The 26522-nt window shown below is 48.7% G+C and carries 28 protein-coding genes, 2 tRNA genes and 1 riboswitch; of the genes, 10 read left to right on the top strand and 20 right to left on the bottom strand.

Translation table 11 applies throughout. The features are described from left to right. Positions 1-310 precede the first annotated feature (310 nt). Together glnA and ACTHR7_RS03725 are read right to left on the bottom strand one after the other, a co-directional pair. Positions 311-1729 (bottom strand): type I glutamate--ammonia ligase, encoded by a 1419-nt coding sequence (glnA, locus tag ACTHR7_RS03730; protein ID WP_049328869.1) that lies wholly within the window; start codon positions 1727-1729, stop codon positions 311-313. A gap of 238 nt (positions 1730-1967) precedes the next feature. Continuing rightward, entirely contained in the window at positions 1968-2354 is a 387-nt protein-coding gene (locus ACTHR7_RS03725) for a surface-adhesin E family protein (protein ID WP_128581119.1), read from the bottom strand. Positions 2355-2548: 194 nt separating this feature from the next. Here ACTHR7_RS03725 and aroE point away from each other — a divergent pair, with 194 nt between their 5' ends. Together aroE and mtgA are read left to right on the top strand one after the other, a co-directional pair. After that, on the top strand, positions 2549-3358 hold the full coding sequence (gene aroE, locus ACTHR7_RS03720) for a shikimate dehydrogenase (RefSeq protein WP_440370342.1): 810 nt from the start codon (positions 2549-2551) through the stop codon (positions 3356-3358). A gap of 2 nt (positions 3359-3360) precedes the next feature. Beyond that, a complete protein-coding gene (mtgA, locus tag ACTHR7_RS03715; protein WP_003684244.1) occupies positions 3361-4062 on the top strand; it encodes a monofunctional biosynthetic peptidoglycan transglycosylase in 702 nt (233 codons plus the stop codon). A 41-nt stretch (positions 4063-4103) separates the two neighbouring features. Here mtgA and pncB read toward each other — a convergent pair whose 3' ends face one another. Next, positions 4104-5324 (bottom strand): nicotinate phosphoribosyltransferase, encoded by a 1221-nt coding sequence (gene pncB, locus ACTHR7_RS03710; protein ID WP_049332299.1) that lies wholly within the window; start codon positions 5322-5324, stop codon positions 4104-4106. Between the two features lie 92 nt (positions 5325-5416). Beyond that, on the bottom strand, positions 5417-6712 hold the full coding sequence (locus ACTHR7_RS03705; protein WP_070734840.1) for a M23 family metallopeptidase: 1296 nt from the start codon (positions 6710-6712) through the stop codon (positions 5417-5419). A 362-nt stretch (positions 6713-7074) separates the two neighbouring features. Between ACTHR7_RS03705 and ACTHR7_RS03700 the strand changes: the two genes are divergently transcribed. Then, positions 7075-8055 carry a hypothetical protein gene (locus tag ACTHR7_RS03700; protein WP_440370341.1) on the top strand — a complete coding sequence of 327 codons (981 nt, stop codon included), beginning with the start codon at positions 7075-7077 and terminating at the stop codon, positions 8053-8055. Positions 8056-8061: 6 nt separating this feature from the next. Here ACTHR7_RS03700 and rfaQ read toward each other — a convergent pair whose 3' ends face one another. Further along, entirely contained in the window at positions 8062-9144 is a 1083-nt protein-coding gene (gene rfaQ / locus ACTHR7_RS03695) for a putative lipopolysaccharide heptosyltransferase III (protein WP_440370340.1), read from the bottom strand. Positions 9145-9292: 148 nt separating this feature from the next. Then, positions 9293-9337: riboswitch (PreQ1 riboswitch) on the top strand. 3 nt (positions 9338-9340) lie between these two features. Here rfaQ and queF point away from each other — a divergent pair. Continuing rightward, entirely contained in the window at positions 9341-9814 is a 474-nt protein-coding gene (gene queF / locus ACTHR7_RS03690; protein WP_003748427.1) for a preQ(1) synthase, read from the top strand. Positions 9815-9915: 101 nt separating this feature from the next. Beyond that, entirely contained in the window at positions 9916-10593 is a 678-nt protein-coding gene (locus ACTHR7_RS03685) for a 7-cyano-7-deazaguanine/7-aminomethyl-7-deazaguanine transporter (protein ID WP_440370339.1), read from the top strand. 68 nt (positions 10594-10661) lie between these two features. Here ACTHR7_RS03685 and ubiM read toward each other — a convergent pair whose 3' ends face one another. The 3 genes from ubiM to rplU form a co-directional block, all read right to left on the bottom strand. Beyond that, complete coding sequence (gene ubiM, locus ACTHR7_RS03680; RefSeq protein ID WP_440370338.1) at positions 10662-11846, bottom strand: 5-demethoxyubiquinol-8 5-hydroxylase UbiM; 1185 nt, start codon at positions 11844-11846, stop codon at positions 10662-10664. Positions 11847-12120: 274 nt separating this feature from the next. Beyond that, complete coding sequence (rpmA, locus tag ACTHR7_RS03675; RefSeq protein ID WP_002212328.1) at positions 12121-12393, bottom strand: 50S ribosomal protein L27; 273 nt, start codon at positions 12391-12393, stop codon at positions 12121-12123. A gap of 27 nt (positions 12394-12420) precedes the next feature. Then, on the bottom strand, positions 12421-12729 hold the full coding sequence (gene rplU, locus ACTHR7_RS03670; RefSeq protein ID WP_002216394.1) for a 50S ribosomal protein L21: 309 nt from the start codon (positions 12727-12729) through the stop codon (positions 12421-12423). A gap of 262 nt (positions 12730-12991) precedes the next feature. Between rplU and ispB the strand changes: the two genes are divergently transcribed. From ispB to ACTHR7_RS03655, 3 genes are all read left to right on the top strand, one after another. Beyond that, on the top strand, positions 12992-13966 hold the full coding sequence (gene ispB / locus ACTHR7_RS03665) for an octaprenyl diphosphate synthase (RefSeq protein WP_440370337.1): 975 nt from the start codon (positions 12992-12994) through the stop codon (positions 13964-13966). Between the two features lie 4 nt (positions 13967-13970). After that, positions 13971-14417, top strand: coding sequence for a DUF441 domain-containing protein (locus ACTHR7_RS03660; protein ID WP_440370336.1), 447 nt, complete (start codon positions 13971-13973; stop codon positions 14415-14417). Positions 14418-14435: 18 nt separating this feature from the next. After that, positions 14436-14510 (top strand) — tRNA-Arg (locus ACTHR7_RS03655). Positions 14511-14612: 102 nt separating this feature from the next. Here ACTHR7_RS03655 and ACTHR7_RS03650 read toward each other — a convergent pair. Further along, positions 14613-15770 (bottom strand): NnrS family protein, encoded by a 1158-nt coding sequence (locus tag ACTHR7_RS03650; protein WP_315611170.1) that lies wholly within the window; start codon positions 15768-15770, stop codon positions 14613-14615. 86 nt (positions 15771-15856) lie between these two features. Next, on the bottom strand, positions 15857-16237 hold the full coding sequence (locus ACTHR7_RS03645) for a hemerythrin domain-containing protein (RefSeq protein ID WP_070459407.1): 381 nt from the start codon (positions 16235-16237) through the stop codon (positions 15857-15859). A 146-nt stretch (positions 16238-16383) separates the two neighbouring features. Here ACTHR7_RS03645 and ACTHR7_RS03640 point away from each other — a divergent pair, with 146 nt between their 5' ends. Next, the gene (locus tag ACTHR7_RS03640; protein ID WP_296186551.1) at positions 16384-16842 is read left to right on the top strand and encodes an RrF2 family transcriptional regulator; all 459 of its coding nucleotides are present in this window, start codon (positions 16384-16386) and stop codon (positions 16840-16842) included. 735 nt (positions 16843-17577) lie between these two features. Here ACTHR7_RS03640 and ACTHR7_RS03635 read toward each other — a convergent pair. The 10 genes from ACTHR7_RS03635 to ACTHR7_RS03590 all read right to left on the bottom strand — a co-directional run bounded on the left by ACTHR7_RS03635 (position 17578) and on the right by ACTHR7_RS03590 (position 25193). Further along, entirely contained in the window at positions 17578-17919 is a 342-nt protein-coding gene (locus tag ACTHR7_RS03635) for a hypothetical protein (protein ID WP_440370335.1), read from the bottom strand. Positions 17920-18244: 325 nt separating this feature from the next. Then, positions 18245-18463: a hypothetical protein gene (locus tag ACTHR7_RS03630; RefSeq protein WP_315038185.1), complete on the bottom strand. Its 219-nt coding sequence runs from the start codon at positions 18461-18463 to the stop codon at positions 18245-18247. 23 nt (positions 18464-18486) lie between these two features. Further along, positions 18487-18562: transfer RNA gene (locus ACTHR7_RS03625), tRNA-Ile, on the bottom strand. Between the two features lie 93 nt (positions 18563-18655). After that, entirely contained in the window at positions 18656-19507 is an 852-nt protein-coding gene (gene folP / locus ACTHR7_RS03620) for a dihydropteroate synthase (protein ID WP_440370334.1), read from the bottom strand. A gap of 83 nt (positions 19508-19590) precedes the next feature. Further along, the gene (locus tag ACTHR7_RS03615) at positions 19591-21252 is read right to left on the bottom strand and encodes an electron transfer flavoprotein-ubiquinone oxidoreductase (RefSeq protein ID WP_440370333.1); all 1662 of its coding nucleotides are present in this window, start codon (positions 21250-21252) and stop codon (positions 19591-19593) included. A 132-nt stretch (positions 21253-21384) separates the two neighbouring features. Beyond that, positions 21385-21819 (bottom strand): ExbD/TolR family protein, encoded by a 435-nt coding sequence (locus tag ACTHR7_RS03610; RefSeq protein WP_049328855.1) that lies wholly within the window; start codon positions 21817-21819, stop codon positions 21385-21387. A gap of 3 nt (positions 21820-21822) precedes the next feature. Continuing rightward, complete coding sequence (locus tag ACTHR7_RS03605) at positions 21823-22482, bottom strand: MotA/TolQ/ExbB proton channel family protein (RefSeq protein WP_049321979.1); 660 nt, start codon at positions 22480-22482, stop codon at positions 21823-21825. 102 nt (positions 22483-22584) lie between these two features. Continuing rightward, on the bottom strand, positions 22585-23514 hold the full coding sequence (locus tag ACTHR7_RS03600) for an energy transducer TonB (protein ID WP_150536857.1): 930 nt from the start codon (positions 23512-23514) through the stop codon (positions 22585-22587). A gap of 352 nt (positions 23515-23866) precedes the next feature. Next, a complete protein-coding gene (locus ACTHR7_RS03595) occupies positions 23867-24763 on the bottom strand; it encodes a tyrosine recombinase XerC (protein ID WP_440370332.1) in 897 nt (298 codons plus the stop codon). Between the two features lies 1 nt (position 24764). Further along, positions 24765-25193 (bottom strand): acyl-CoA thioesterase, encoded by a 429-nt coding sequence (locus ACTHR7_RS03590; protein ID WP_440370331.1) that lies wholly within the window; start codon positions 25191-25193, stop codon positions 24765-24767. A gap of 150 nt (positions 25194-25343) precedes the next feature. Here ACTHR7_RS03590 and fba point away from each other — a divergent pair, with 150 nt between their 5' ends. Then, positions 25344-26408 carry a class II fructose-bisphosphate aldolase gene (gene fba, locus ACTHR7_RS03585; protein ID WP_070829890.1) on the top strand — a complete coding sequence of 355 codons (1065 nt, stop codon included), beginning with the start codon at positions 25344-25346 and terminating at the stop codon, positions 26406-26408. The last annotated feature ends 114 nt before the right edge of the window (positions 26409-26522 follow it).

Raw genomic sequence — 26522 nt, 5'->3', positions numbered from 1 at the left:
AATCTTCTTCTGTCTTATCCGAATCGAAAGACTCTTTCAGCTCTTCCCAAGTAATGCCCTTACCTTGCGGATTCAATTTGAAGACTGGTTCATTATAAAGTAATGGCGAATATCTTTAATAAAAGGCCTGTCATGCTGAAATTTAACACGCAGTACCGATTCCATAAAGGCCTCAAACAGCATGATTCATTGCTGCTCGCTATCATGGCAAATCAGAATACCCTAGCTAATTCAAGCCTAAAGGCCGTCTGAAACTTCAAATCCAGTTTCAGACGGCCTTTGATTTCTTATTTAAAATGCCTCAGCTGTTTTACAGGCTGTAATACATTTCAAATTCCAAAGGATGCGGTGCCATGCGGATGCGGCGTACGTCTTCTTCTTTGAAGGCGATGTAGCTGTCGATCCAGTCTTTGCTGAACACGCCGCCGCGCAGGAGGAATTCGTGGTCAGCTTTGAGGGCAGCCAGTGCTTCTTCCAAAGAAGCGCAAACAGTAGGCACCAATGCGTCTTCTTCCGGTGGCAGGTCGTACAGGTTTTTATCGGCAGGGTCGCCCGGATGGATTTTGTTTTGAATACCGTCCAAACCGGCCATCAACAAAGCGGCAAACGCCAAGTATGGGTTGGCGGTCGGGTCAGGGAAACGCGCTTCGATGCGGCGTGCTTTGCTGCTGTTCACAGACGGAATGCGGATGGAAGCAGAACGGTTTTTGGCGGAATAAGCCAGTTTGGTCGGCGCTTCAAAGTGCGGCACGAGGCGTTTGTAGGAGTTGGTGGACGGATTGGTAATCGCGTTCAAGGCTTTGGCGTGTTTGATGATGCCACCGATGTAATAAAGGGCGGTATCGGACAAACCGGCATAGCCGTCGCCTGAGAACAGGTTTTGACCGTCTTTCCAAATGGATTGGTGAACGTGCATACCGCTGCCGTTGTCGCCCATAATCGGTTTGGGCATGAAGGTGGCGGTTTTGCCGAAGTTGTGGGCAACGTTTTGAATCACGTATTTCATGTCTTGGGTTTGATCGGCACGTTTAACCAAAGTGGCGAAACGGGTGCCGATTTCCATTTGGCTGCCGGTACCGACTTCGGCGTGATGGACTTCCACTTCGATGCCGAGTTCTTCCAAAACATTGACCATGGCAGAACGCAGGTCTTGGCCGCAGTCAATCGGCGCAACAGGTGCGTAACCGCCTTTGACGGTCGGACGGTGGCCGGTGTTTTGACCGTCCATGTGCAGGCCGCTTGACCATGCGCCGCTTTCGGAAGTGATTTCGTAACGGGTTTTGTGCATGTCGGTTTCAAATTCTACGCCGTCAAAGACGAAGAATTCAGGTTCTGGGCCGAAATAGGCGGTGTCGCCGATGCCGGAAGATTTCAAATAGGCTTCGGCGCGGCGTGCGATAGAGCGGGGGTCGCGGTCATAGCCTTGGCCGTCGGCCGGATCGATGACATCACAGGTAAAGACAACGGTGGTATCGTCGTAGAAAGGATCGACGAAGGCTGTAGACGCATCAGGACGCAACTGCATATCGGAAGCCTGAATACCTTTCCAACCGCCGATGGACGAACCGTCAAACGCTTGACCGTTTTCAAACCATTCTTCGGGATCGTCGAGGACGATGCGGGCGGGGATGGTAAAGTGGTGCTGCTTGCCTTTGGTATCGGTAAAGCGCAAATCTACGAAGCGGGCTTCGCTTTCTTCAATCAGTTTTACAGCGTCTTTGATGGACATCTTCAGCTCCTGAGGGAATGGGTTTAAGTTGTTATTCTACCACGGTAAGGCCGTCTGAAATACATCAGGGCCCCCGTTTTTACGCAATGAAATATAGTTTCAGACGGCAAGATTGTCAACAATATGCTTTGGTTTATCTGTTCAAAAGCGGAATGCCCGCTCTTTTGTCCGAATGCCGACAAAACAGATGCCGTCTGAAAGCAGTTCAGACGGCATCTGTTGTTTGATTTGAAAATGGTCAACGAGGATCGTGGTTGCAGACAAATTTGTACATACTCTCTCCAAGCGTACCGGGAATAACATAATCCCATTCGGCATAGGATCGTGTATCAGAGCCGATAGGGTTTCCCGATTTGGAATACCACGTTACCGTCAAAGACCTACGACGTTTACCACTGCAATCTATTTCTTCCAACCCTTTATCTGTATTATAAAATTTTCCATTGCTATGCTTTTTCGGCTTGGCATACCTCATTTCAACCCATGCACTATTGTCCGTACGGCTGTCTGCATCACCAAACACGGCAGTATTGTTACTGTCATTACCTAACCACACCCAATCCGCCGCCACCGCCGGCGTTGCCAACCCTAATGCAAATACTGCCAAGCACAACACCTTTTTCATGTCCGCCCCTTTCGTCCTTGTCAACAAAATCAAAGTTAAATTGTAAAAAAATAAAGTTAAATTGTAAAAAGAAAACGACTTTTTTTCAAGAAACAAATATTCCATCATGCTACCTGACAACCGTTTCAGACGACATCGTTTCCATCTGTACGCCGCCGTTATAAAATAGCCGTCCCGTCTTTTGGAACACGACCATGACTACCCTCCCGCGTTACGCCGTTTTCGGCAATCCCGTTGCACACAGTAAATCGCCGCAAATCCATCAGCAGTTTGCGCTGCAAGAAGGTGCGGCCATCGAATATGAGCGCATTTGTGCCGAAATCAGCGGTTTTGCCGAGGCTGTTGCGGCGTTTCGTGCCGAGGGCGGGCAAGGTGCGAATGTAACCGTCCCGTTCAAGCAGGAAGCTTTTGCGCTGGCGGACGAACATTCCGACCGCGCTTTGGCTGCCGGCGCGGTCAATACGCTGGTGTGGTTGGAAGACGGCAGAATACGCGGCGACAATACCGACGGTATCGGTTTGGCCAACGACATCACGCAGGTCAAAAATATTGCCATCGAAGGCAAAACCATTTTGCTTTTGGGCGCAGGCGGTGCTGTGCGCGGCGTGATTCCGGTTTTGAAAGAACACCGCCCTGCCCGTATCGTCATTGCCAACCGTACCCACGCCAAAGCCGAGGAATTGGCGCAGCTTTTCGGCATTGAAGCCGTCCCGATGGCGGATTTGAACGGCGGTTTTGATATCATCATCAACGGCACGTCCGGCGGCTTGAGCGGTCAGCTTCCTGCCGTCAATCCTGAAATTTTCCGCAACTGCCGCCTTGCCTACGATATGGTTTACGGCGAAGCGGCACAGGCGTTTTTGAACTTTGCCCAAAGCAACGGCGCGGCCGAAGTTTCAGACGGCCTGGGCATGCTGGTCGGTCAGGCTGCCGCCTCCTACCATATTTGGCGCGGATTTACACCCGATATCCGCCCCGTTATCGAATACATGAAAGCCCTGTAACCATGTTCCGCATCATCAAATGGCTGATTGCCCTGCCCATCGGCATCTTCATTTTCTTCAACGCTTATGTGTACGGCAACATCATTACCTACCGCGCCGTCGCACCCAGCAAAACCGCCTTCATGTCCATGCGCATGAGCCAGTTTGCAAAAGAAGGCCGCGATGTCGAGCTGGATTACCGCTGGGTGCCTTACGACCAAATCTCCGTCAACCTCAAAAAAGCCCTGATTGCTTCCGAAGACGCCAACTTTGCCGAACACAGCGGCTTTGACTGGAACGGCATCAAATACGCCATGAAACGCAATAAGCAAAGCGGCGAAGTCAAAGCCGGCGGTTCGACCATCAGCCAACAACTGGCGAAAAACCTGTTTCTCAACGAAAGCCGCAGCTACATCCGCAAAGGCGAAGAAGCGGCAATTACCGCGATGATGGAAGCGGTTACCGATAAAGACCGCATTTTTGAGCTGTATCTGAACTCAATCGAATGGCACTACGGCGTATTCGGCGCGGAAGCGGCATCCCAGTATTTCTACAAAAAACCTGCCTCCGCCCTCACCCGCCAACAAGCCGCCAAGCTCACGGCGCGCGTTCCGGCTCCGCTGTTTTACGCAGACCACCCTAAGAGCAAACGGATGCACAACAAAACCAATATCATCCTGCGCCGCATGGGTTCGGCAGAATTGCCCGAAAGCGATATGGATTAATTTAAAAGGCCGTCTGAACATTTCAGACGGCCTTTGTTTTTTTAGGCTTTCTCTTCCGGCTCCGGTACGTCAAACACTTGGCGCAGGTAAGCGAGGAAGGTGTTGTTGGTGGTCATGGTTTTGCCCGGGGAGTCGGAGAGCTTAGCGACGGATTGGCCGTTACACTCGACAAGTTTCAAAACAATGTTTAAAGGCGTGTGTCCCAAGTCGTTGGTCAGATTGGTACCGATACCGAAACTGGTTTTGAAACGGTCTTTGAAGTATTGGTGCAACGCCCATGAACGCTCAATATCGAGGCCGTCTGAAAAGGTCAGCATTTTGGTGCGGCTGTCGATTTTGAGTTTTTTGTAATGCTCGTAGGCTTTGTCGCCCCAAACATAAGGATCGCCGCTGTCGTGGCGCAGGCCGTCGAAGAGTTTGGCGAAGTAAAGGTCGAAGTCGCGCAAGAAAGCATCCATGCCGACTACGTCGGTCAGGGCGATACCGAGGTCGCCGCGGTATTCGTGTACCCAGCTTTCCAGCGCGGCTTTTTGGAAATTACGCAAACGTACGTCCAAGGCTTGAAAGGCTTGGAGGAACTCGTGCGCCATGGTGCCGATTGGTGTGATGCCGAGTTTTTTGGCCAGATAAACATTGCTGGTACCGCGCACGATATCGGGAGCGGCTTCCAGCAAGGTGCGGATAACGTGTTCCTGCCATGCAAGGGTGTAGCGGCGGCGCGTGCCGAAATCGGAAATAAGGAACGGCGGATCATTCGGATTTTGAGTGGCCGCGATTTCTTTCAGCTGTTGCGCTTTGGCCTGCAAACGGCGCTCGCCCTCTTCGATGACGGCAGGCGTTTCCAAGCGGCGGAAATAGAGTTCGTTGACGATGGCAAGAATGAAAATCTCGAAGAACATCGCCTGTATCATCGGGCCTTCGATGCGGATGTTCAGACGGCCTTGATCGTCGGGGCTGACTTGGACAAAGCGGCGTTGGAGTTGGAAAAGTTCGAGATAATCGACAAAGTCGCTTTTGATAAAGCGCAGGCTGCGCAGATAGTCGAGTTCGTCATGGGTAAAGCGCAGCTGGCACAGGGAATCGAGTTCGCGTTCCAAGTCTTCTTGAATATCGGCCAGCGGATACACCATCTCTTTGTTGCGGCAGCGGAATTCGTAGAGGCTGTGGGTTTGCGGGAATTGGTGCAACACGACTTGCAGCATGGTGAATTTGTACAGGTCGGTATCAAGCAGGGATTGGATAATGGGCTGATGAGCAGACATAAGCTTTCTCTGAGTAAACGTGGGCGTTGAGGTATCGATTTTAATAGGAAAGGCCGTCTGAAAGAAACCTTATTCAGACGGCCTTTATCTTATTAATCCAGCTGCGCTACGGAAACCGGCAAAGAGCGGATGGTAGACAACATCGTGCTGGCATCTTTTTGCTGTTTGCGGAACGCGGCCATATTGGTCGGAGTCAATTTCGGCGTCGGCAGGGCAACGGTAGTCGGGTTAACCGGCTGGCCGTTGACGCGTGCTTCGTAGTGCAGGTGCGGACCGGTAGAACGGCCGGTTGTACCGACAAAACCAATCACTTCGCCGGCGCGGACTCTGCCATCGGCAGGGCTGAACGCGCTCATGTGGCCGTACAGGGTTTCCACACCGTTGGCATGGCGAATCATCACGGTATTACCGTAGCCGCCTTTCCAACCTTTAAAAATCACTTCACCGTCGGCAGCGGCCTTAATCGGCGTACCGGTCGGCGCGGCATAGTCGATACCGGTGTGCATACGGACGGTATGCAGAACCGGGTGGACACGGTAGCCGAACGGGGAGGAAATGCGCGTATATGCAACAGGCTCGGTATTAAAGCCTTCTTTTTGTTGCAGGGACTTACCGTTTTGGTCGTAGTAGCTACCGCTTTCTTCGTCGCCTTTGCCTTGGCTGTAATAATAGGCTTGGTAGGTTTTGCCGTCTTTAACCACTTCAGCCGCCAAAATATCGCCGACCGCCATTTGCTGGCCGCGGAAATACATGCTGTTGTACAAAAGACGCACGGTATCGCCTTCGCCCAAGTCGCTCATATTGAACGAGTCGGCAAAGATTTCTTTGAGCTGGATATACACTTCGGAAGGAATTTCGGCACGGAGCATATCGCCGATAGCGGAAGTGCGAATTTGTACGGAGCGCAGGGTCGGCATGGTTTTCATGTCGATTTCGGCATTGGAGATGCGCCATTTGCCCTTAACTTTTTCCAAAGCCACCAAGTTGCGTTCCAATTCTTCATCGGTAAAGAATTGAACGTCGGTCACTTGGCCTGAAGAATCGATGCGGATATTGACGGATTGGTTGGTCCGCAGGTTTTTCATGTCGAGGTTGGCATTGTTTTTCGCCATGATTTGCTTGATGTCTTCTTGGTTGACACCCATGCGCGTCAAAACGTCTGCCAAAGAGTCGCCGGCTTGGACGGCTTCTTGCGCCCAATAGCTGGATTGATAGGTATTGGTTTCCACATAAACGGCAGGCAGCTCTTCGGAAATACGCTCGACTTTGAAATCGGTTTGTGCAGGTTGAGGATCGGTAATGGCGTATGCGGTCATGATGCCTGAAGCCGGCAGCAGAAACGCTAAGAGGGTTGCTTTGAATCGAGTGGAATATTTGTTTTTAATCACGCGTTATCCTTAATGGGGCGGTCTGTTTTTGAAGTTTGCAGAATGCCGGCACATCCGGCCTGCCGCGACCGCCTGCTGGTTTAAACAGTTTTGGGGATAAAGGACTTGGAGTCTTTTTTCCGATCTGAAAATCAGGTTTTCACTCGGAATGAATGAGGTCGTGTTTGAGATTGACGTTATTATCAGGGCTATTGTGTTGATTTTCACCCTGTTTTTCTGAAATTTACGCCACACATTCTAGCATGACAGTCCATTTTTTCCAAACCGGCCGTCCGAACAGATCTTTTTCAGGGCGTGAGGGCAAGGTTCCGAAACGCATCATTTGTCGCGTAAAATAACGGTTTTCCTATCTATTTGCGCTTATGAAGCTGACCCTCGCCCTCCCCTCGCTCAACCGCTTTGCCGACGAATCCGTCCCTGAGCTTGCCTTACCTGCTTTTAACCGTCTTTTGCGTTACGGCACATTACACAAAGAAACACTCAGGCCGTCTGAATTTTACGGACGCCATTTGTGGAACGGCAGCCTTATTGCCCAAGTGCAACGTTTACGCCACACAAGCCAAAAACGCACAGCCGCTTTTGCCTCTCCGGTTTGGCAACAAATGGGCATGCACCATGTCAACATTATCAGCGGCGAGTTTATCGGCATCCAAAAAGAGGAGGTGCAACGGTTATGTGTGGATTTGTCGGCGTTTTATCAAGATAAAGATTGGCAATTCGAGCCGCTTTGCGAAAGCATGTGGCTGCTCAGTATGCCGACAACGGAAGATTGGGGAGCGGAATGTGTTTTGGATGTGTGCGGGCAGCCGGAAATGGACGGTCAGGCACACGGCAAAGATGCGGTGTCTTGGTTGGCCATGCAGACGGAAATCCAAATGTTTCTCCACACGCATCCGATTAACCAAGCGCGTGAACAACAAGGATTGCCGGAAATCAACGGTTTGTGGCTGTGGAATGATGCGGACGGTACACAGTCTGCGGATATTGTCGCCTCAGACAGCGTATGGGCGCGTTTTTCGGATACGCCCAAACTCGATGCGCCATACGATTTGAAGGCTTGGTTTGAGATGGTTCAAGAAACAGGAAATACTGTTTCAGACGGCCTTATCTTTTTGGACGACTTGGTTTCCACCTTACAGACAGGCGATGTTTGGGCATACAAAGATATTTTGGAAAGCTGGGAAACCCGTTGGTTTGCGCCTTTATGGGACGCACTCGCTTCAGGTCGTCTGAAAACCGTGTGCATTGCCACAGACGGCGAAAACGGCGGCACGCTGGAAATCGGCCGCCGTTCCAAATGGGCATTTTGGCGCAAAGTTAAAACGTTTAACGGATTGTGGTAAGCGGTTTTAAGCCTCCAATGCTTCCAATTTGGCAGAAATTCTATCCCACACATCCTGCAACGGAATCGCTTTCAACAAACGTGTCGGATCGTTGGTATCGATACTGTCGGGATTGGGCAGTTCTGCATAATCGCCGGCATAAATGACTTCCGCCTGTTCGGAATACGGACGCCATTTATCCACCCATGACGCGCCAAACAAAGCGATTTGCGGTTTATCCAAAGCAGCGGCGATGTGCATCGGTGCAGAATCGACACCGACAAACAGCTTCGCTCCCTCAATGGCCGCCGCCAATTCACGCAGACTCAAGCATCCGGACAACACATATACTTTTCTGCCCTCTGGAATATTCAGACGGCCTATAATTTCCTGAAGCATATATTGCTCGACAGTGTCGGGAGAAGCAGTCAATACGACATTCTGCCCGCTGTTGAGCAGGAGCTGTACGATGGCGGCATTTTTGCCGTCTTCCCAACATTTGAAATGCCAACGCGCACCCGGGTGCAGCAACACATAATCTTCACCGTTCCAACCCTGCTCACGCAATTTCTGCCGCATGCTTTCCCTTGCATCTTGTGCCACCCAAAGGCGTACTTTCGCATCGGCCACGTCTTCCGGCTGGATAAGCGGCGCAAGGATATTCAATTGGTTTTCAACGATATGATGGCTGGTATCCAGCTCATGGTTGATAAAATCATGACAGAAACGCCACCAGAAACCGTCGCGCTTAATGCAGTCCAAACCCACGCTGCAACGGGCGCACAGTTTGGCAATTACCGCTGCGCGCCATTGATCGGACAGATTAAAAGCCCAGTCGTAATCGCGTGCCTTCAGCTTAGACAAAAGGTTTTTCTCACACGCCAACTGCTTGAATACGCCCAGCTTCTTCCAATTTCGATCAATGGTAAAAATCTGCGCAATCTGCGGATTATCGGCAATCAGCTGCTCCGTACCGGCGTATACCAGCATATCGATTTCGCAATCGGGGAAACGGGTTTTCAGCGCATCGACCACCGGCGTGCTCAAAAGCACATCGCCATGATGGCGCAATTTGATGATCAGGATGCGTTTGGGTTGGGCTAAAGACATACAAATACTTTCAGACGGCCTGTTGATTGGCTGCTATTGTAAAGCGGAAAACAGGTTTCATAAAATACAAAACAGGCTGTCTGAAAGCTATCCTGCTGATTCATCGCTATAAAATCCGCACAAGTCATGCAATTTATATTACAATCCGCACCCCGTGGTTCGAAAACCTCCCACATTAAAAAACTAAGGAAACCTCATGTCCCGCAACAACGAAGAGCTGCAAGGCATCTCCCTTTTGGGCAACCAGAAAACCCAATACCCGAGCGAATACGCGCCTGAAATTTTGGAAGCGTTCGACAACAAACATCCCGACAACGACTATTTCGTCAAATTCGTCTGCCCCGAGTTCACCAGCCTCTGCCCGATGACCGGCCAGCCCGACTTTGCCACCATCTACATCCGCTACATCCCCCATATCAAAATGGTGGAAAGCAAATCCCTGAAACTCTATCTCTTCAGCTTCCGCAACCACGGTGACTTCCATGAAGACTGCGTCAACATCATCATGAAAGACCTCATCGCCCTGATGGATCCGAAATACATCGAAGTATTCGGCGAATTCACACCGCGCGGCGGCATCGCCATTCATCCGTTTGCCAACTACGGCAAAGCAGGTACAGAGTTTGAAGCTTTGGCACGCAAACGCCTGTTTGAGCACGATGCACAATAATCCCGTTCAGACGGCCTAACGTCCTTTTCATTGCAAGACTTTCTCTATTGCACGGTCTTTCAAGGCTTCATGCCGTCTGAAAAAACTTCCGAAAGATTTCCATGTACGAATTTACTGTCGCACAGCAGAAGAAAGCGCTCTTCTGGCTGGTGCTTTTCCATATTTTTATTATTGCGGCCAGCAACTATCTGGTGCAGTTTCCCTTTCAAATTTTCGGTATTTTTACCACTTGGGGCGCATTTTCCTTCCCCTTTATCTTCCTCGCTACCGACCTGACCGTGCGCATTTTCGGCGCGCCGTTGGCGAGACGGATTATTTTTTGGGTAATGTTCCCCGCCCTGCTGCTCTCTTACGTTTTCTCCGTCCTCTTTCATGACGGCAACTGGACAGGCTGGGCATCGTTAACCGAATTTAACACCTTCGTCGGCCGTATCGCATTGGCCAGCTTTTCCGCCTATGCGCTCGGGCAAATCCTCGATATTTTCGTGTTCAACAGATTACGCCGTCTGAAATCATGGTGGGTTGCCCCCACCGCTTCTACCGTGGTCGGCAACGCTTTGGACACGCTGGTGTTTTTTGCCGTTGCCTTTTACGCGAGCAACGATGAATTTATGGCGGCAAATTGGCAGGGCATCGCATTTGTCGATTATCTGTTCAAACTCGCCATCTGCACCCTCTTCTTCCTGCCTGCCTACGGCATCGTATTGAGCATCTTGACCAAAAAACTGACTTCGTTAAACGTCCGTCAAGAAATGCCCGAATCGGTTTTAGCCAAATAAGCAGTAGATAAAAAACAAGGCCGTCTGAAACTTTAATCGTTCAGACGGCTTTTTATGTTTTCAAATGATTAACCGGTCAATTGTTTGGTAATCAGTTTTTTCAGCGGAGGGAAGTTATTGCTTGCACGCAATACCAAACCGCGCAGCAGTTTCGCCGGAGCAGTTTCATTGGTAAAGAGTTTCAGCAGCATATTGGTGCCGTGGTAAATCGGATGGGCATGGAGCATATGCTTGGTGCTATATTTTTCCAGCAGGCTCTTCGCACCAATATCCTGACCGCGTTGCTCGGCTTCGAGAACCAATTTGGCCAAAAGATCGGCACTTGCTAAACCCAAGTTGAAACCGTGCGCAGTAACCGGATGCATACCGACCGCGGCATCGCCAATCAACGCGCTGCGTTTGCCGTAGAAACGTTGGGCAATCATGCCGACCAAAGGATAATTGTGAATGGTGCTGACCAATTCCATATCACCCAAACGGCCTTTGAGTTGCTCTTTCACGCTGGCCGCCAATTCTTCCGGCGACATATTCTTAATCGTTTCGGCTTTATCGCTGTCCACCGTAATCACCGTATTGGTCAAATGCTCTTCCAGAGGCAGCAACGCAATGGTACGGCCGTAGTGGAAGCATTCATATGCGGTATGCAGGTTGGACAGAGTATGCTTCATGCGGCACACAAACATGGTGCGGCTGTAATCGTGCATATCGGAAGAAATGCCCAATTGACGGCGCGTTTGCGAGAAACGGCTATCGGCGGCCAACAACAGACGGCCGTTCAATACTTCGCCACTTTCCAAAATGACTTGCGCCTCATTGCCGGAAGTTTTGACTTCTTTAACATTGGTGCCGGTCAGAATTTTCACGTTGTCCAATTTGGAAACGACTTCATAAGCGGCTTTACGGATGTTGTGATTGGAAATCAAATAGCCCAAGCAATCGGCAGGCTCGCCGCGCGCCTCAGTCGGTTGCGGGAAGTGGAGCTGGTAATCGGAATGACCGTTCAACACTTTGGCATCGCGCAAAGGATAAATTTCGTCTTTTGGAATCAAATCCCACATACACAATCGCTGCATGATTTCACGCGACAAGTGCGTCAATGCGATTTCACGGCCGTCATACGGCGGATTTTGCAACACTTCTAAAGGACTTCTTTCAATCAGGGTTATGTTCAAACCACTTCCGGCCAACTCTGCGGCAAAACTTAATCCGGCAGGGCCTGCGCCGACGACGAGAATATCACTGTGTAAGCTCATGGGAGGAATTCCTTGTATTCAACTGATACGGATTTTTTCAGACGGCCTTAAGTTTACTGTGTTTAGCTACATGAAGGTAAATCAAAGGCATTTGATAGATTATATAGAAAGAGTCGATAGAATAAAACAAATGTTATCAATTGTAAGCACGTTTTTACTTTGGCCTTAATATAAATCAAGCTTCACGACATACGGATTTTATCAAACAGAAAGAACAGTCTGACAAACAAAAACCGCATTCCGAAAAGGAATGCGGCTTTCAATCGTAAAACGATTATTCTTCAGAACCGGTGTAAGGACGGATGCTGACAGTTTTACGGTTCAGCGCGCCTTTGGTTTTGAATTCAACGTAACCGTCGACTTTAGCAAACAAAGTGTGGTCTTTGCCCATGCCTACGTTGTCACCTGCGTGGAATTTAGTACCACGTTGACGAACGATGATAGAGCCTGCCGGAATCAGCTCGTTGCCGTAGGCTTTAACGCCCAAGCGTTTGGCTTCTGAATCGCGACCGTTGCGGGTGCTACCGCCTGCTTTTTTACTTGCCATTTGTAATACTCCTGAACTTACTTGAAATTAGGCGATTGCCACGATTTCGATTTGGGTGAAATTTTGGCGATGGCCTTGGCGTTTTTGGTAGTGTTTGCGACGACGCATTTTGAAAATGCGTACTTTCTCGCCACGACCATGAGCAACGACTTTAGCTGTTACTTTTGCACCTTCGATAAAAGGTGCGCCTACTTTTACAGATTCGCCGTCAGCAATCATCAAAACTTCAGTCAGTTCGATTTGGCTGTCGAGTTCGGCTGGTATCTGTTCTACTTTCAATTTTTCGCCAACGGAAACTTTGTATTGTTTACCGCCGGTTTTTACGACCGCGTACATACTCAACTCCATAGAATTAGGTTAACATTCCGCACACCATGTGCGAAACGAGCTATTCTATTTCTATTTGCCTGTTTTGTCAAAATTTATTTTATTTACAAGTGAAAAGGCCGTCTGAAAGATATGTTGCATGCTTTTTAACTGATATAATCACGCGCTGGATTGCTGATATCTTTATGCAACATTATTACCCCGACCGAATGTACGGGTTTAAACAGATTCATTGGAGCCCCCGCTCCGTTTTATCAACAGAGAATGTTTTATGCTCGAAAACCTGCCTTACTTCCAACGCCACCTGCCCGATGACCTTGCCAAAGTTAATGCGGTCATCAACCAAGCTGTTCAATCCGATGTTGCGCTGATTTCGCAAATCGGCACATACATCATTAGCGCGGGCGGTAAGCGCCTGCGTCCGATTATTACCATTTTGGCAGGCAAAGCAGTCGGGCATGACGATGAAAAACTGTACTCGCTGGCAGCGATGGTGGAATTCATCCACACATCCACCCTCCTGCACGACGATGTCGTCGATGAAAGCGATTTGCGCCGTGGCCGTAAAACCGCAAACAACCTCTTCGGCAACGCGGCGGCTGTTTTGGTCGGCGACTTCCTATATACACGCGCCTTCCAACTGATGGTTGGTTCGGGCAGCATGCGTATTTTGGAAGTGATGGCAGATGCGACCAACATCATCGCCGAAGGCGAAGTCATGCAGCTGATGAACATCGGCAATACGGATATTACCGAAGAGCAATACGTCCAAGTTATCCAATACAAAACAGCCAAACTGTTTGAAGCGGCCGCTCAAGTCGGCGCAATTTTGGGCAAGGCGTCCCCCGAACACGAGCAAGCCTTGAAAGACTACGGCATGTACGTCGGTACGGCTTTCCAAATCATTGACGATGTATTGGACTATTCAGGCGAAACCGAAGAAATCGGCAAAAACGTCGGCGACGATTTGGCAGAAGGCAAACCTACCCTGCCATTGATTTACCTGATGCGAAACGGCTCCGAGCAGACAGCCAACGATGTGCGCCATGCTTTGGAAAATGCCGACCGCAGCTATTTTGAAAAAATCCACGACTATGTCGTCAACTCCGACGCTTTGCCGTATTCGATTTCCGAAGCGAAAAAAGCCGTCGACAAAGCCATCGCTTCATTAAACGTGTTGCCTGACAGCGAAGTCAAAGATGCTATGATCCAACTGGCAAAAGAATCCTTGGCCCGAGTATCTTAATCCGATGAATTTCAGTTTTGTCCCTTTGTTTCTGGTTACGCTGATTTTTTTAGGCGTTGTCAGCAACAACAACTCGATTACAATTTCAGCGGCCGTCTTATTGTTGATGCAGCAAACCGCTTTGTCGCAATACATTCCCTTCGTGGAAAAACACGGCCTACAAGTGGGCATCATTATGCTGACCATCGGCGTATTGAGTCCACTGGTTTCCGGTAAAATCCAGATTCCGCCGCTGTCCGAGTTTATCAATTTCAAAATGATTGCCGCCGTCCTGATCGGCATTTTGGTTGCCTGGCTTGCCGGACGCGGCGTTCCATTGATGAGCGAACAGCCTGTTTTGGTAACCGGATTATTAATCGGCACGGTCATCGGCGTTGCCTTTATCGGCGGCATTCCGGTCGGCCCTTTGATTGCCGCCGGCTTATTGTCTTTTTTTGCCGGAAAGGTTTAAAATCCCCTCCTTTAACTCCTCGCCATAGTTCAACGGATAGAACGTATGCCTCCTAAGCGTAAAATACAGGTTCGATTCCTGTTGGCGAGGCCACAGTCTCAATGAAAGCCTTTCATACATTGAAAGGCTTTTTTGTTATCAAGAAATAAAGGCCGTCTGAAACTTTTCAGACGGCCTTTTCATTTTGCCAAACCGTTAACCCGGACGACCATCCGAACGCGGACGGATCAACCAAGGAATATATTTCCATGCGTACAACAGCAGAGACACGGCAAACAAAGCGGCGGAGCAACGGATACTGTGCGTGTATGCCGTACCGCTCACAAAGGTAGCCAAAACACGGATAACCGTTGCGGCTATCATCAGCCAAAAGGCGACAGGAACCACTTTAGGCGGCGGATAAATAGAGTTGCCGGTATGGCCAAGCGCAGTTCGTGCCATCATACCCAAAGTCAGCACGCCGATACCGCCAACGCCGATAAGGTGTACGCCCAAATTCAGGAAACTTGAAATCCAATAAGAAAGACCGACAGCAATCAAGCCCAAGCCTGTAAACAGATAGCCAGCAAACAAAATCCAAAGCATAGGCTCTTTCAGTACGGCTTTATACCACCAGCGGTACACCTGCACGGTAAAAATCACACCGGCAGCAAAAGAGAACAAAGCAGCCAATCCCGGCAATATGTTATGAGCCATCATCATGGCAGTCAGCATAGGCAGCCAAAGCGATGCGTGCGCTACCCATTGAGGGCTGGGAATTTGCGGCACGTTCAGGCGTTTGGACGTAAAGAACGAGATAATCCGCATGCCGATCAAACCGATAAAGCCGGCCACCATAATCAAACCGGATTGCAAACCGGTCATCAGCGCAATGGCATCAAACGGCTGCATTTTCATATGGAACGCGAAATGGGTACCGCCTAAAACAAAAATAGCAAATACGGCAACATAGTTGCGCTTGTTTTGAGAACGGATTACCGGCAAAGCCATGCATACCGCGCCATACCAGAAAAAGATCGTACCAAATATACCGCTTGCCGTCGCACCCCAGCCGGGAATAAACGCACACAAACGCGCAAGCAGCCAAAATGCAGTCAAACCTGCCAACGCCTTACCGCGTGTGGGCGGCTGGCCAGTCCAAGTTGCCACGGCCGTCAGCAAGAATGCAATGACGACCAATCCGGCGTAGCCCCAAATCATTTCATGGGCATGCCAATAAAAACCCGGCAATTCAGGCGTACCCTGATAGCCGAAGCCCCAAAGCAATATAGACAATGCGCCATACAAAGCCGCCAACGAGTAAAACGGGCGGAAGGCCATTGCCCATACAGGATGTTTGAACAAATCGTTCATGGTGGTTCCTTCAATTTTTATATCATCATAAAACAGCAACAGAGGCCGTCTGAAACTTTTCAGACGGCCATCGATTCCCTTCCCTATTACACATTCTCAGGCAAAGGCAAAAAAGGTTCAATCGCAGGAAAAAGCTCGCGTTCCTCAAAACGCGCATGATCGCGCAAAGTTACCGCAAAATCCTTATTCCATGATTCATTCATATATTCAGGATGAGCCATCATCGCACGCAACTTGGCATGATCACCTTCAAAACGCTGTCTCAACGCCGGATCAACCTTATCCCAATACGGCGCAAACATGGTTTCCTCCTCCAAAAAATGTGGCTCAAGTTCCACAAAATGAGGATCCAGCTCCGCTTGATGGCTTTGCTCGGGCGTACGCAGGAGACGGACGCACAACGACAGCGAGCCATGATGCTCACGGGAAAGTTCTATTAATGCAGGGTGGCGTTTCAAGGGTTTCATAAGTTCGTTATAATGGCAACAGTCTGTCAAACTGGATTAATTCAAATGTTTCAGATATTATGAAACCCAACCCCACATAAAGTCAAACAGCCTCTCTCCAAGCACTATGCTTTTGACATATAATAAAAATATCTAAAGAGCCAGCCATGTATCTGACCCAACATACCGATTACGGATTGCGCGTATTGGTTTATACCGCCATCAATGATGACACCCTCGTCAATATCAGCACCATTGCCGAGACTTACAATATTTCCAAAAGCCATTTGATGAAAGTGGTTACCTCATTAGTCAAAGGTGGTTTTCTGGTCAGCGTGCGCGGCAAAGGCGGCGGTTTGCGCTTGGCAGACAATCCTGAAAACATCAATATCGGTGCAGTCGTACGCCATCTTGAGCCGATGCAAGTTGTCGAATGCATGGGCGATAACAACGAATGCCTTATCACCCCCTCCTGCCGACTGACCGGCATCATTACCGGCGCCATCAAAGCCTTCTTCAACCATTTAGATCAATACTCCCTGCAAGATCTTTTGGACAAACCAACCTACGACATACTCTATACCCCGCGTATCCCAATCAACGAAATACGCAGAATGGTTGATTAAATCTTCAGGCCGTCTGAAAAACAGTCCAGCTATATCGAAATAATCATCAGCCTCTCAATATAGGGGCATGTAGTATTACTCGGAAAAATTAATAGTAGAAAGATATCGACCAGAGCAAGCAAAAAGTAACTGCTCTCCATTTACTTATTCCCTAGTCAAAAAGTACGCCAAGTATCTTCCCAATCAACGTAACGGTCTTTTTCCAATACAAAATTGGGAATGTTAGTAAAACTTTCGTAGCCATGATGAACATAATTTTGATTATGAGTCCATAGAGTTTTACCTTGTAAATATTTCTTTAGAATATAAAATACCGTCTGGATTGTGAAATCTCAGACGGTATTATTTTGGTTTATAAAATATCAACCATTAAAATGATTACACTTTTTCTACAGATTAACCTTCTGGCAATGGTAATGAAGCCAAATACCGTAGAGTAATTACATAATCAATCTAACGTCCTTAAAATAACAATAGCATTTTTATCATTGCTGAATATTCTATCTGCGTGTGGTATTCCGCGCGATGAAGTGCTTCGATCGTACTCAATATACACTCTTTTACCTGATGGAAGCGTTGCTTGCAAGTCTGGGCGACATATTCCTACACGACAAAAATTTCCATACTGCTAATCTACGTCAGCCCCAAAAACAAAGATTTGTTTTTTTTCATTCAACATATCTATCCTAAATACGCCATCACTCCATTGAGTTTTAAATTTGTATTTCGCTCTTGTTAAATGTTTTTCTGTTTGCCGATTTCTTTTGCTAATGTAAAAAATACTCTACCACTCTCATTGGTTAAAGTTTTCAAGTATTCATCAACATCAGTAACATTAATAACAACTGTTTCATTTGTATGTTTATTAAATTCTAAATCAACAATAATATTCCCATTAACCAATATTTCATATATATCTTCTTCTTCAGGCAGCATAGACAAACAATAAGCACTTGAAGCTAAAAACTCTTTTTTCAGATACTGAAGAAGAAAAGTATTTTTAATTAAAACATCATTAAATTCATCTAATGATTGCTTGACTTCTTTCGTTGTCCAATTTTTAACATTATTCTTCATTGTATTCTACCTGGGGTCGTAGTTATGAGGCTTAGGAAGCAAAATCACAAAATATAATGATAAGCTTCTAACAGAAAAATAATTGTAGCAAAGATACAATTTATTCTCAATGCCCTTAAATAAGATCTATTTGATATTTTTTCCACCCAAATAAAACCCTAAAAAACTTAAAACTCATAAACCTAGCAGTAATGAAATACTCAAAAAAACTTAAGGTCATTCCTTCTGATTTTAGAATTTTATAGACCAATACAAAATTAGTTACTATAGTAACAAGATACAAAAATATCAAACCAAAAAATATATAAGGTATTAATGCTATCATTTAATTTTTCCTTACATTTGCACTAAACTTAGATATTGGTGCTTTTAATCTTATATTTGGTGTTTTTTTCTTAAATGCTGTCCATTGCCACCCTATAGTTCCATTTGTCGAAAATCCACTACCTGAACCTAATTTCGCAGTGTAAATTATCTCTTCACCTTTATCAATTTGAATGTTAACCCCATCAAAAACAATGAATACAAAAATGCCCGAAGCCAAAAGCCTCGGGCATTTTTAATATTTGGTGGGTCCGGTGGGTTTCGAACCCACGACCAAGGGATTATGAGTCCCCTGCTCTAACCCCTGAGCTACAGACCCGTCAAGAGTAAAAGCGGATTATAGCATAACTTGTTGCTTGTTCAAGATGCCGGGCAAATGTTTCAGACGGCCTGTTGGTTTTCTATTCGGGCATTATGCCGATATGCCCAATGCTTCCCAAACTTTCAAAGCGTCCGATGTTGCTTTGACATCGTGAACACGGATGATTTGCGCGCCTCGGGCGACTGTGGCCAAAGCGGCTGCGACGCTGCCGTGTACGCGTTTAGAGGCATCTTGTTCGCCTGTCAGCTCGCCAATCATGCTTTTGCGCGATATGCCGATCAGAAGGGGGAATCCGGTTGCTTCCATCAACTCAGGCAAATGTTGTATCAGGGTAATGTTGTGTTGCAGGTTTTTGCCGAAACCGAAGCCGGGGTCGAGCGTGATGCGTTCAGGGTCAATGCCTGCTTGAACGCATTCTGCCGCGCGTGCTTTTAAATAACGCGTGATTTCTTCGACGACATCTTGATATTGCGGATTAAGCTGCATGGTTTTGGGCAAACCCTGCATGTGCATGAGACACACGCCTGTCGTCGGCTGTTGAGCCAATAATGCGACTGCGCCTTCATCACTCAATGCGGCAACATCGTTGATAATATCGACGCCGCCTTGCGCCAAGGCTTTTTCCATGATTGCCGTGTGGCGCGTGTCCAAGCTGACGGGAACATTCCACTTGGCCACTTCCGCCAAAACCGGCTGCACTCTGGCCCATTCTTCTTCGAGAGAAACATCATCCGAACCCGGGCGGGTAGATTCGCCGCCGATATCAAGAATATCCGCGCCGTCTTTCAGCAGCTGCTCGGCATGTGCCAATGCTATTGAGACATTTTGCGAATAGGTGCCGCCATCGGAAAGTGAATCGGGGGTCATATTGACGATGCCCATGATTTTCGGTTTGTCCAAGGCGATTTCAAATCGGCCTGCCTGCCAAATGCGTGTGTTCATAATGCGTCCATTGATGAAATAATAGGATAGAGGCAGTCTGAAATTTTTCAGACGGCCTTTAGGTTTTGACTTCAAACAGTCAATTACATTCCGCCGTAATTCGGCCCGCTTGCGCCTTCGGGACAAATCCAAGTGATGTTTTGCGTCGGGTCTTTGATGTCGCACGTTTTGCAGTGTACGCAGTTGGCGGCGTTGATTTGCAGGCGCGGGCTGCCGTTTTCTTCGACGATTTCATACACGCCGGCAGGACAATAGCGGGTTTCGGGCGAGGCGTATTCTTTGTAGTTTACGTCTATCATGACCTGCGGATTTTTCAGCACCAAATGGTCGGGCTGGTTTTCTTCGTGCGCAAGATTGGCGAGGAAGACGCTGCTTAAGCGGTCGAAGGTCAACACGCCGTCGGGTTTCGGATAATCAATCGGCTTGCACGCGGCGGCTTTTTTGAGTTGCTCGTTGTCTTTGCCGTGATGTTTCAAGGTCCACGGGGCCTTGCCTCTGAAAATCATCTGGTCAATGCCGGTATAGATTGAGCCGAGGTAAACGCCCCATTTGAATGACGGACGGACGTTACGCGCGGCGTAAAGCTCTTGATACAGCCAGCTTTGTTCAAAACGTTGCTGATAATCCGTCGCCTCTTTGCCGTTGTTGAAGTTTTCCACTTCTTCAAGGTTTTCCAACAAGGGGAACACGGCTTCGGCGGCGAGCATGGCGGATTTCATCGCGGTATGAATGCCTTTGATGCGCGGCATATTGAGGAAACCCGCCGCATCGCCGATTAAAACGCCGCCTTTGAACGAGAGCTTCGGCAAACTTTGCAAACCGCCTTCAATCAGCGAACGCGCGCCATAAGCAATGCGGCGGCCGCCTTCAAAGGTTTTGCGGATTTCGGGATGGGTTTTGAAACGTTGGAACTCTTCAAACGGCGACAGATAAGGGTTTTGATAATCCAAGCCGACCACAAAACCGACAGCGACTTTGTTTTCGTCAAAGTGATAAATAAACGAGCCACCGTAGGTTTTGCTGTCCAACGGCCAGCCTGCGCTGTGCATGACCAAACCGGGCTGATGTTTTTCAGACGGCACTTCCCAAATTTCTTTAATGCCCAAGCCGTAAGTTTGCGGCTCGCTGTTTTGGTCGAGCTTAAATTGTTCAATGACTTGCTTGGAAAGCGAGCCGCGACAGCCTTCGGCAAACAGGGTTTGCTGCGCCCAAAGCTCCATGCCTGGCTGGAATGAATCGGTCGGTTCGCCGTCTTTGCCCACACCCATATTGCCGGTCGCAATACCTTTGACCGAACCGTCTTCGTGATACAGCACTTCGGCAGCGGCAAAGCCCGGATAGATTTCCACGCCCATATTTTCCGCCTGCTCTGCCAGCCAGCGCACGACTTCGCCCAAGCTGGCAATATAGTTCGCATGGTTGTCGAAATTCGGGGTAACCGGCAAGTTGAAGGCTTTTTTCTCGGTCAGGAACAAAACCCTGTCCTTCGTCACTGTACGCGTCAGCGGCGCGCCTTTTTCTTTCCAATCGGGAATCAGCTCATTCAAAGAAATCGGATCGATGATGGCACCGGCAAGCGAGTGCGCACCGGCCTCCGAACCCTTCTCCACCACACAAACACTGATTTCGCGTCCATTCTTTTCAGCAAGCTGCTTGAGTTTGATGGCGGCGGACAAACCCGACGGGCCTGCGCCGACAATCACGACATCGTATTGCATACTGTCGCGTTCGATGGTTTCTGTCATGGCGGTTCCTGTATTGTCGTTATTAAATTTAATCCGCTAATTATACAGCCTGGACATATAGTTACCAAATACAACAAAAGACCGTCTGAAACTTTACTCAAATTTCAGACGGCCTTTACTGTATTCAAAAGATTATTGCGCTTTGGTTTCCGTTACAAAACCGATTTTGCTGATACCGGCTTCGCGTGCCGCTTGCAGGGCTTGGTTAACGTAATCGTATTCAACCGCTTTATCCGCCGCAATCGCCACAATCACATCTTCGTTTTTCGCTTTGGCTTCTTTCAGCTTGGCAGTTACCGTTGCCAAATCCACTTTGGTATCGGAATCGCCGCCAACGATATAAGCACCACTGGCATCAATGCTCAAACGCAAAGGATCTTTAGGCTGCTTATCCTCTTTCGCCGCTTTTTCCGAAGCAGTCGGCAACTCCAAAGGAATCGAGTGGGTCAGCACCGGCATGGTAATCATAAATACAATCAGCAACACCAGCATCACGTCCACCAAAGGTGTAACGTTGATATCCGACATCGGCGCATCATCGCCGGAATTCATTGATCCGAAAGCCATGGTTTAATCCTTTTGGTTCAGAAGGCGGACATGCAGGTCATGTGCAAATGCGTCCATATCTTGCGCGATGGTTTTTGTACCGCGATTGAGGAAGTTGTATGCCAATACAGCCGGAATCGCTACAAACAGGCCGACGGCAGTCGATACCAAAGCCTCGCCAATCGGACCGGCTACCGCAGCAATGCTCATTTGGCCGCTTTCGCTGATGCCGATCAGAGCATGGTAAATACCCCAAACAGTACCCAACAGACCGATAAACGGAGCGGTTGCGCCGATAGAGGCCAACGCGGTCATGCCGTAGTCGAACTGACGCATGGTTTGGGACATGCTGTTGCGGATGTGAACAACCAAGTATTCGTTCAAAGGCAATTCGTCAATCAGCGATTTGCTTGTCGTTTGACGGTAGTTTTGGTATGCGCGCAGAGACTCATCGGCAACATTGCTCATTGGTGCTTCTACCGCTTTGGCTTTCTGTACAGCATCGGCCAGAGTAAACGCATTCAGCATCAACTCTTTTACCTGAGCATTGCCTTTTTTCGCTTTGCAGTATTTGATGCAGCGGATCACGATAACGCTCCATGTTACCACGCTCATCAACAACATCAGGACAAATACACCAATCAGTACCACATCACCTGATTTGAAAACTAAACTTAAATCCATAATTTTTCCAAGTTAAAAATAAAATTAAAATTTCTATCGGGTCATTTAAAATCATTTCCCAACAGCATATATTTTCTAATCAATCAGCTTAGGCCTAGATACTTATTCGAGCGTGAATTTGACAGGTACTTTAAATTCAGTCCAAACGCTTGCATGACAGCTACCATCCTTAACGGCTTTACGCGCTGCGTTATCCAGACGACTATAACCACTTGATTTATTCACACTAATTGAATCCACTTTACCGCCGGGACCAACCAAGACTTTCAAAACAACCAAGCCCTCTTCACCATTTTCAGTGGACAGTGAAGGATACGGAGGTCTTGGAATATGGCAGGTTCCTTTTGCCGGATTGCCTTTACTGCTGCCGGCACCTGTACCGCTGCCACCACCTCCGCCACCAGTACCGGAGCCATGTTCGCCTTTCGCACCACCGCTGCCGGATCCGCTGCCTTCGCCACGGCCGCTGCCTGTACCTTTCGTACCGCCGCCGTTGCCTTTTCCTTCTCCGCTCAAGGCCTTGCCTTCGCCGTTGCCTTTACCGTTTTCCGCAGTATTCGGCCCGGTTTTGCTGCCTGAGTATTCAGATGCTTTGGGAGATGGTTTAGGTTCTGCCTTCGGCTCTGGTTTTGGTTCAGGTTTTGGCTCGGGCTTCGGCTCAGGTTTGGGTTCCGGCTTAGGCTCGGGCTTAGGTTTCTCGATAGGTTTCGGTTTTTCCTTTTGCTGTACGATATCCGCTTTTTCTTTTTTCGTTACCACAGGTTTGATAACAGGTTTGGGCGGCTCGACAGGCTTAGGTTTGGGTTTCGGCTTGGGTTTTGGTTGTTCGGGGGTAGGCTCGGGGGCGGCAGGTGCGCCTTCGCCCTCAGGGCTACCGTCGCCACCGCCGAAATCGCCCAAATCGACAAATTCAATATTCGCCATTTCGACAGGAGGTGGTTTGTGCGCGTGCCATAAAAGTGCAACCAAGCCGACGTGAATCAACGCAACGGAAGTCACGACGGCTGGAGTTAAAATTCGTTTTTTATCCATAATTCCGTTATGTTAATAGCAACAATTCCCGTTTGCAAGTCGTTTTACAGTCAAAATAAGCATTAATGCTTATAGAGAAAGTTTATAGACCTGCTGTTTTAAAGGCTGCATATCATAATATGATATTAGCTCTCATTACTAATATTATCAAACAAGCGGCCATCTGAAAAGATAAACGGTATTAAAAAAGCCATCGACTCTTACAATCTTTATGCCATCCGCACATCAGGCCAATATTGAAACCTCATCAGACCGATAAAAATTCAAATGGTTTCAAATCATCTGTATTTTTTATCCATAAAACATCAGGCCGTCTGAAAACATTCTTTCAGACGGCCTGATTCAAACAAAATCATTTTTTCCGTTTTGCCCTTGGGTGCGCCTCATCATAAACACGCGCCAAATGGTCGAAATCCAGCTTTGTATAAACTTGCGTAGCAGAAAGATTGCTGTGTCCCAACAATTCCTGCACAGCGCGGATATCGCCCGATGCCTGCAAAAGATGGGTTGCATAGCTGTGGCGCATCATGTGCGGCGAGATATGGCTGGCGCTGCCCACGCGCACTGCCCACGCCTGCAGGCGTTTTTGGATTTGACGTTGCCCCAGCCTACCGCCGTTCTTATTGGTGAACAAGGCCTGCTCGCCCTCTTTGGCAATACGTACTGCCAAATAATCGCGCAATGCCGCAATGCTCTTGCCCACCAAAGGCACTTGCCGCTGCTTGCCGCCTTTACCCTTCACGCTGACCCAGCCTTCGCCCAAGACAATACCGTCCAGATTCAAACCTTGTATCTCGCTCAGGCGCAAACCGCTGCCATACATCAACTCAAACATGGCCTTATCGCGCACATCCAGCTCGTCATCAACAGGCGCATGGTCGAGAATATGGTTTAAAGGTTCTTGCGGCAGCGCTTTGGGCAGGCGCTCGGGCAGGCGCGGCGCTTTCATATTAAATGTCGGGTCGCTTTCCATGACTTCTATCTGCACCAGCCAACTGCAATACTGCCTCCACACCGACAATTTCCGCGCCAAGCTGCTTTCGCTCAAGCCCTTTTGCGACAGCTTTTTCAATACCGCCACAAAATCACGGCGCGTCGGCAGGCCGTTTCCCAGGTTATCGGGCAACAGGCGCATCAACTCACTCAAATCGCGCCGATAAGCGGAAACGGTATGCTCCGACTTGCCTTGTTGCAGCAAGGTTTTCAGATAGCGTTCAAGATGAAGCGCAAAATTGTTTGATTCCGCCATTTCAGACGGCCTCCAATGCCGTTTTCAATGCCGAAGGCAGACGGCAAACTCGTTGCTTGCCATAATCGAAACACACCATGCCTGTCTGCACTTTCGCCAGCACAAGGCCGTCTGAAATCCTGCAGATACGGTACAGCAAAGAAAAGCCCACTCCGGCCACGCCCGCTGCCCCCATTTCTACCGACAGCTCATCGCCATGATGACCTTGCGCCAAATACTGCACCGCCGCATCCGCCATAATCAGGCCAGCCCCTCCGGCATCCATTTCACTCCAACCCAGCTTCGCCAGCCAACGCATCCTCACTTCATGGCACAAACGCAACACAGCATCGTTTGCCAGATGGCCGCCATAGTTCACATCGCCCACCTGCACCGTCAAGGCCGTCTGAAACAAAGGCTTATCACACTCGGCTACCGAAATCCTATCCATTTTGCACACCCGTTTTCAATACTCTGCCATTATAAACTGAGACCCTGTTCGTTAATATATAAAAACAATGTAACAGCTTGTAGTCTTTCATTTCAAAAAACATTATAATTTATTGGATAAATTTACCCTTCACTACTTCAGGAGCTCCTCATGGCACTCGTATCCATGCGCCAATTATTGGACCATGCTGCCGAAAACAGCTACGGTCTGCCCGCATTCAACGTTAACAACCTCGAACAGATGCGCGCCATCATGGAGGCGGCCGATCAAGTCAACGCCCCCGTTATCGTTCAAGCATCCGCAGGCGCACGCAAATACGCAGGTGCCCCATTCCTGCGCCATCTGATTTTGGCCGCAGTCGAAGAATTCCCGCACATCCCTGTCGTGATGCACCAAGACCACGGCGCATCTCCTGATGTGTGCCAACGCTCTATCCAACTGGGCTTCTCCTCCGTGATGATGGACGGCTCGCTGATGGAAGACGGCAAAACCCCTTCTTCTTACGAATACAACGTCAACGCCACCCGTACCGTGGTCAACTTCTCCCACGCTTGCGGCGTGTCCGTTGAAGGCGAAATCGGCGTATTGGGCAACCTCGAAACCGGCGAAGCCGGCGAGGAAGACGGCGTCGGCGCAGTGGGCAAACTTTCCCACGACCAAATGCTGACCAGCGTTGAAGATGCCGTACGTTTCGTTAAAGATACCGGCGTTGACGCATTGGCTATTGCCGTCGGCACCAGCCACGGCGCATACAAATTCACTCGTCCGCCCACAGGCGACGTATTGCGTATCGACCGCATCAAAGAAATCCACCAAGCCCTGCCTAATACCCACATCGTGATGCACGGCTCCAGCTCCGTTCCGCAAGAATGGTTGAAAGTCATCAACGAACACGGCGGCAAAATCGGTGAAACCTACGGCGTACCGGTTGAAGAAATCGTCGAAGGCATCAAACACGGTGTCCGCAAAGTCAACATCGATACCGACTTGCGTCTCGCCTCTACCGGTGCCATCCGCCGCTTCATGGCAGAAAACCCAGCCGAATTCGACCCGCGCAAATACTTGAGCAAAACCGTCGAAGCCATGAAACAAATCTGTCTTGACCGCTACCTCGCATTCGGTTGCGAAGGCCAAGCTGGCAAAATCAAACCGATTTCTTTGGAAAAAATGGCAACCAAATACGCCAAAGGCGAATTGAACCAAATCATTAAATAATCCGTATATCAGATTCACACTAAGGCCGTCTGAAAACTTGGCAATAAGGTTTCAGACGGCCTTAGCTTTTGGGAAATTTATAGTAAAATCTTCCACCGACTACACATCAAAACA

It is taken from the genome of Neisseria sp. P0007.S010 (genome assembly GCF_051962875.1).
GTDB lineage: Bacteria > Pseudomonadota > Gammaproteobacteria > Burkholderiales > Neisseriaceae > Neisseria > Neisseria subflava_A.
This window is presented reverse-complemented; position numbering and strand designations above follow the sequence as displayed.

Coding starts and splice junctions, on each gene's coding strand:
- glnA (WP_049328869.1), bottom strand. CDS start 1,729: ATGTCCATCAAAGACGCTGTAAAACTGATTGAAGAAAGCGAAGCCCGC.
- ACTHR7_RS03725 (WP_128581119.1), bottom strand. CDS start 2,354: ATGAAAAAGGTGTTGTGCTTGGCAGTATTTGCATTAGGGTTGGCAACG.
- aroE (WP_440370342.1), top strand. CDS start 2,549: ATGACTACCCTCCCGCGTTACGCCGTTTTCGGCAATCCCGTTGCACAC.
- mtgA (WP_003684244.1), top strand. CDS start 3,361: ATGTTCCGCATCATCAAATGGCTGATTGCCCTGCCCATCGGCATCTTC.
- pncB (WP_049332299.1), bottom strand. CDS start 5,324: ATGTCTGCTCATCAGCCCATTATCCAATCCCTGCTTGATACCGACCTG.
- ACTHR7_RS03700 (WP_440370341.1), top strand. CDS start 7,075: ATGAAGCTGACCCTCGCCCTCCCCTCGCTCAACCGCTTTGCCGACGAA.
- rfaQ (WP_440370340.1), bottom strand. CDS start 9,144: ATGTCTTTAGCCCAACCCAAACGCATCCTGATCATCAAATTGCGCCAT.
- queF (WP_003748427.1), top strand. CDS start 9,341: ATGTCCCGCAACAACGAAGAGCTGCAAGGCATCTCCCTTTTGGGCAAC.
- ACTHR7_RS03685 (WP_440370339.1), top strand. CDS start 9,916: ATGTACGAATTTACTGTCGCACAGCAGAAGAAAGCGCTCTTCTGGCTG.
- ubiM (WP_440370338.1), bottom strand. CDS start 11,846: ATGAGCTTACACAGTGATATTCTCGTCGTCGGCGCAGGCCCTGCCGGA.
- rpmA (WP_002212328.1), bottom strand. CDS start 12,393: ATGGCAAGTAAAAAAGCAGGCGGTAGCACCCGCAACGGTCGCGATTCA.
- rplU (WP_002216394.1), bottom strand. CDS start 12,729: ATGTACGCGGTCGTAAAAACCGGCGGTAAACAATACAAAGTTTCCGTT.
- ispB (WP_440370337.1), top strand. CDS start 12,992: ATGCTCGAAAACCTGCCTTACTTCCAACGCCACCTGCCCGATGACCTT.
- ACTHR7_RS03660 (WP_440370336.1), top strand. CDS start 13,971: ATGAATTTCAGTTTTGTCCCTTTGTTTCTGGTTACGCTGATTTTTTTA.
- ACTHR7_RS03650 (WP_315611170.1), bottom strand. CDS start 15,770: ATGAACGATTTGTTCAAACATCCTGTATGGGCAATGGCCTTCCGCCCG.
- ACTHR7_RS03645 (WP_070459407.1), bottom strand. CDS start 16,237: ATGAAACCCTTGAAACGCCACCCTGCATTAATAGAACTTTCCCGTGAG.
- ACTHR7_RS03640 (WP_296186551.1), top strand. CDS start 16,384: ATGTATCTGACCCAACATACCGATTACGGATTGCGCGTATTGGTTTAT.
- ACTHR7_RS03635 (WP_440370335.1), bottom strand. CDS start 17,919: ATGAAGAATAATGTTAAAAATTGGACAACGAAAGAAGTCAAGCAATCA.
- folP (WP_440370334.1), bottom strand. CDS start 19,507: ATGAACACACGCATTTGGCAGGCAGGCCGATTTGAAATCGCCTTGGAC.
- ACTHR7_RS03615 (WP_440370333.1), bottom strand. CDS start 21,252: ATGACAGAAACCATCGAACGCGACAGTATGCAATACGATGTCGTGATT.
- ACTHR7_RS03610 (WP_049328855.1), bottom strand. CDS start 21,819: ATGGCTTTCGGATCAATGAATTCCGGCGATGATGCGCCGATGTCGGAT.
- ACTHR7_RS03605 (WP_049321979.1), bottom strand. CDS start 22,482: ATGGATTTAAGTTTAGTTTTCAAATCAGGTGATGTGGTACTGATTGGT.
- ACTHR7_RS03600 (WP_150536857.1), bottom strand. CDS start 23,514: ATGGATAAAAAACGAATTTTAACTCCAGCCGTCGTGACTTCCGTTGCG.
- ACTHR7_RS03595 (WP_440370332.1), bottom strand. CDS start 24,763: ATGGCGGAATCAAACAATTTTGCGCTTCATCTTGAACGCTATCTGAAA.
- ACTHR7_RS03590 (WP_440370331.1), bottom strand. CDS start 25,193: ATGGATAGGATTTCGGTAGCCGAGTGTGATAAGCCTTTGTTTCAGACG.
- fba (WP_070829890.1), top strand. CDS start 25,344: ATGGCACTCGTATCCATGCGCCAATTATTGGACCATGCTGCCGAAAAC.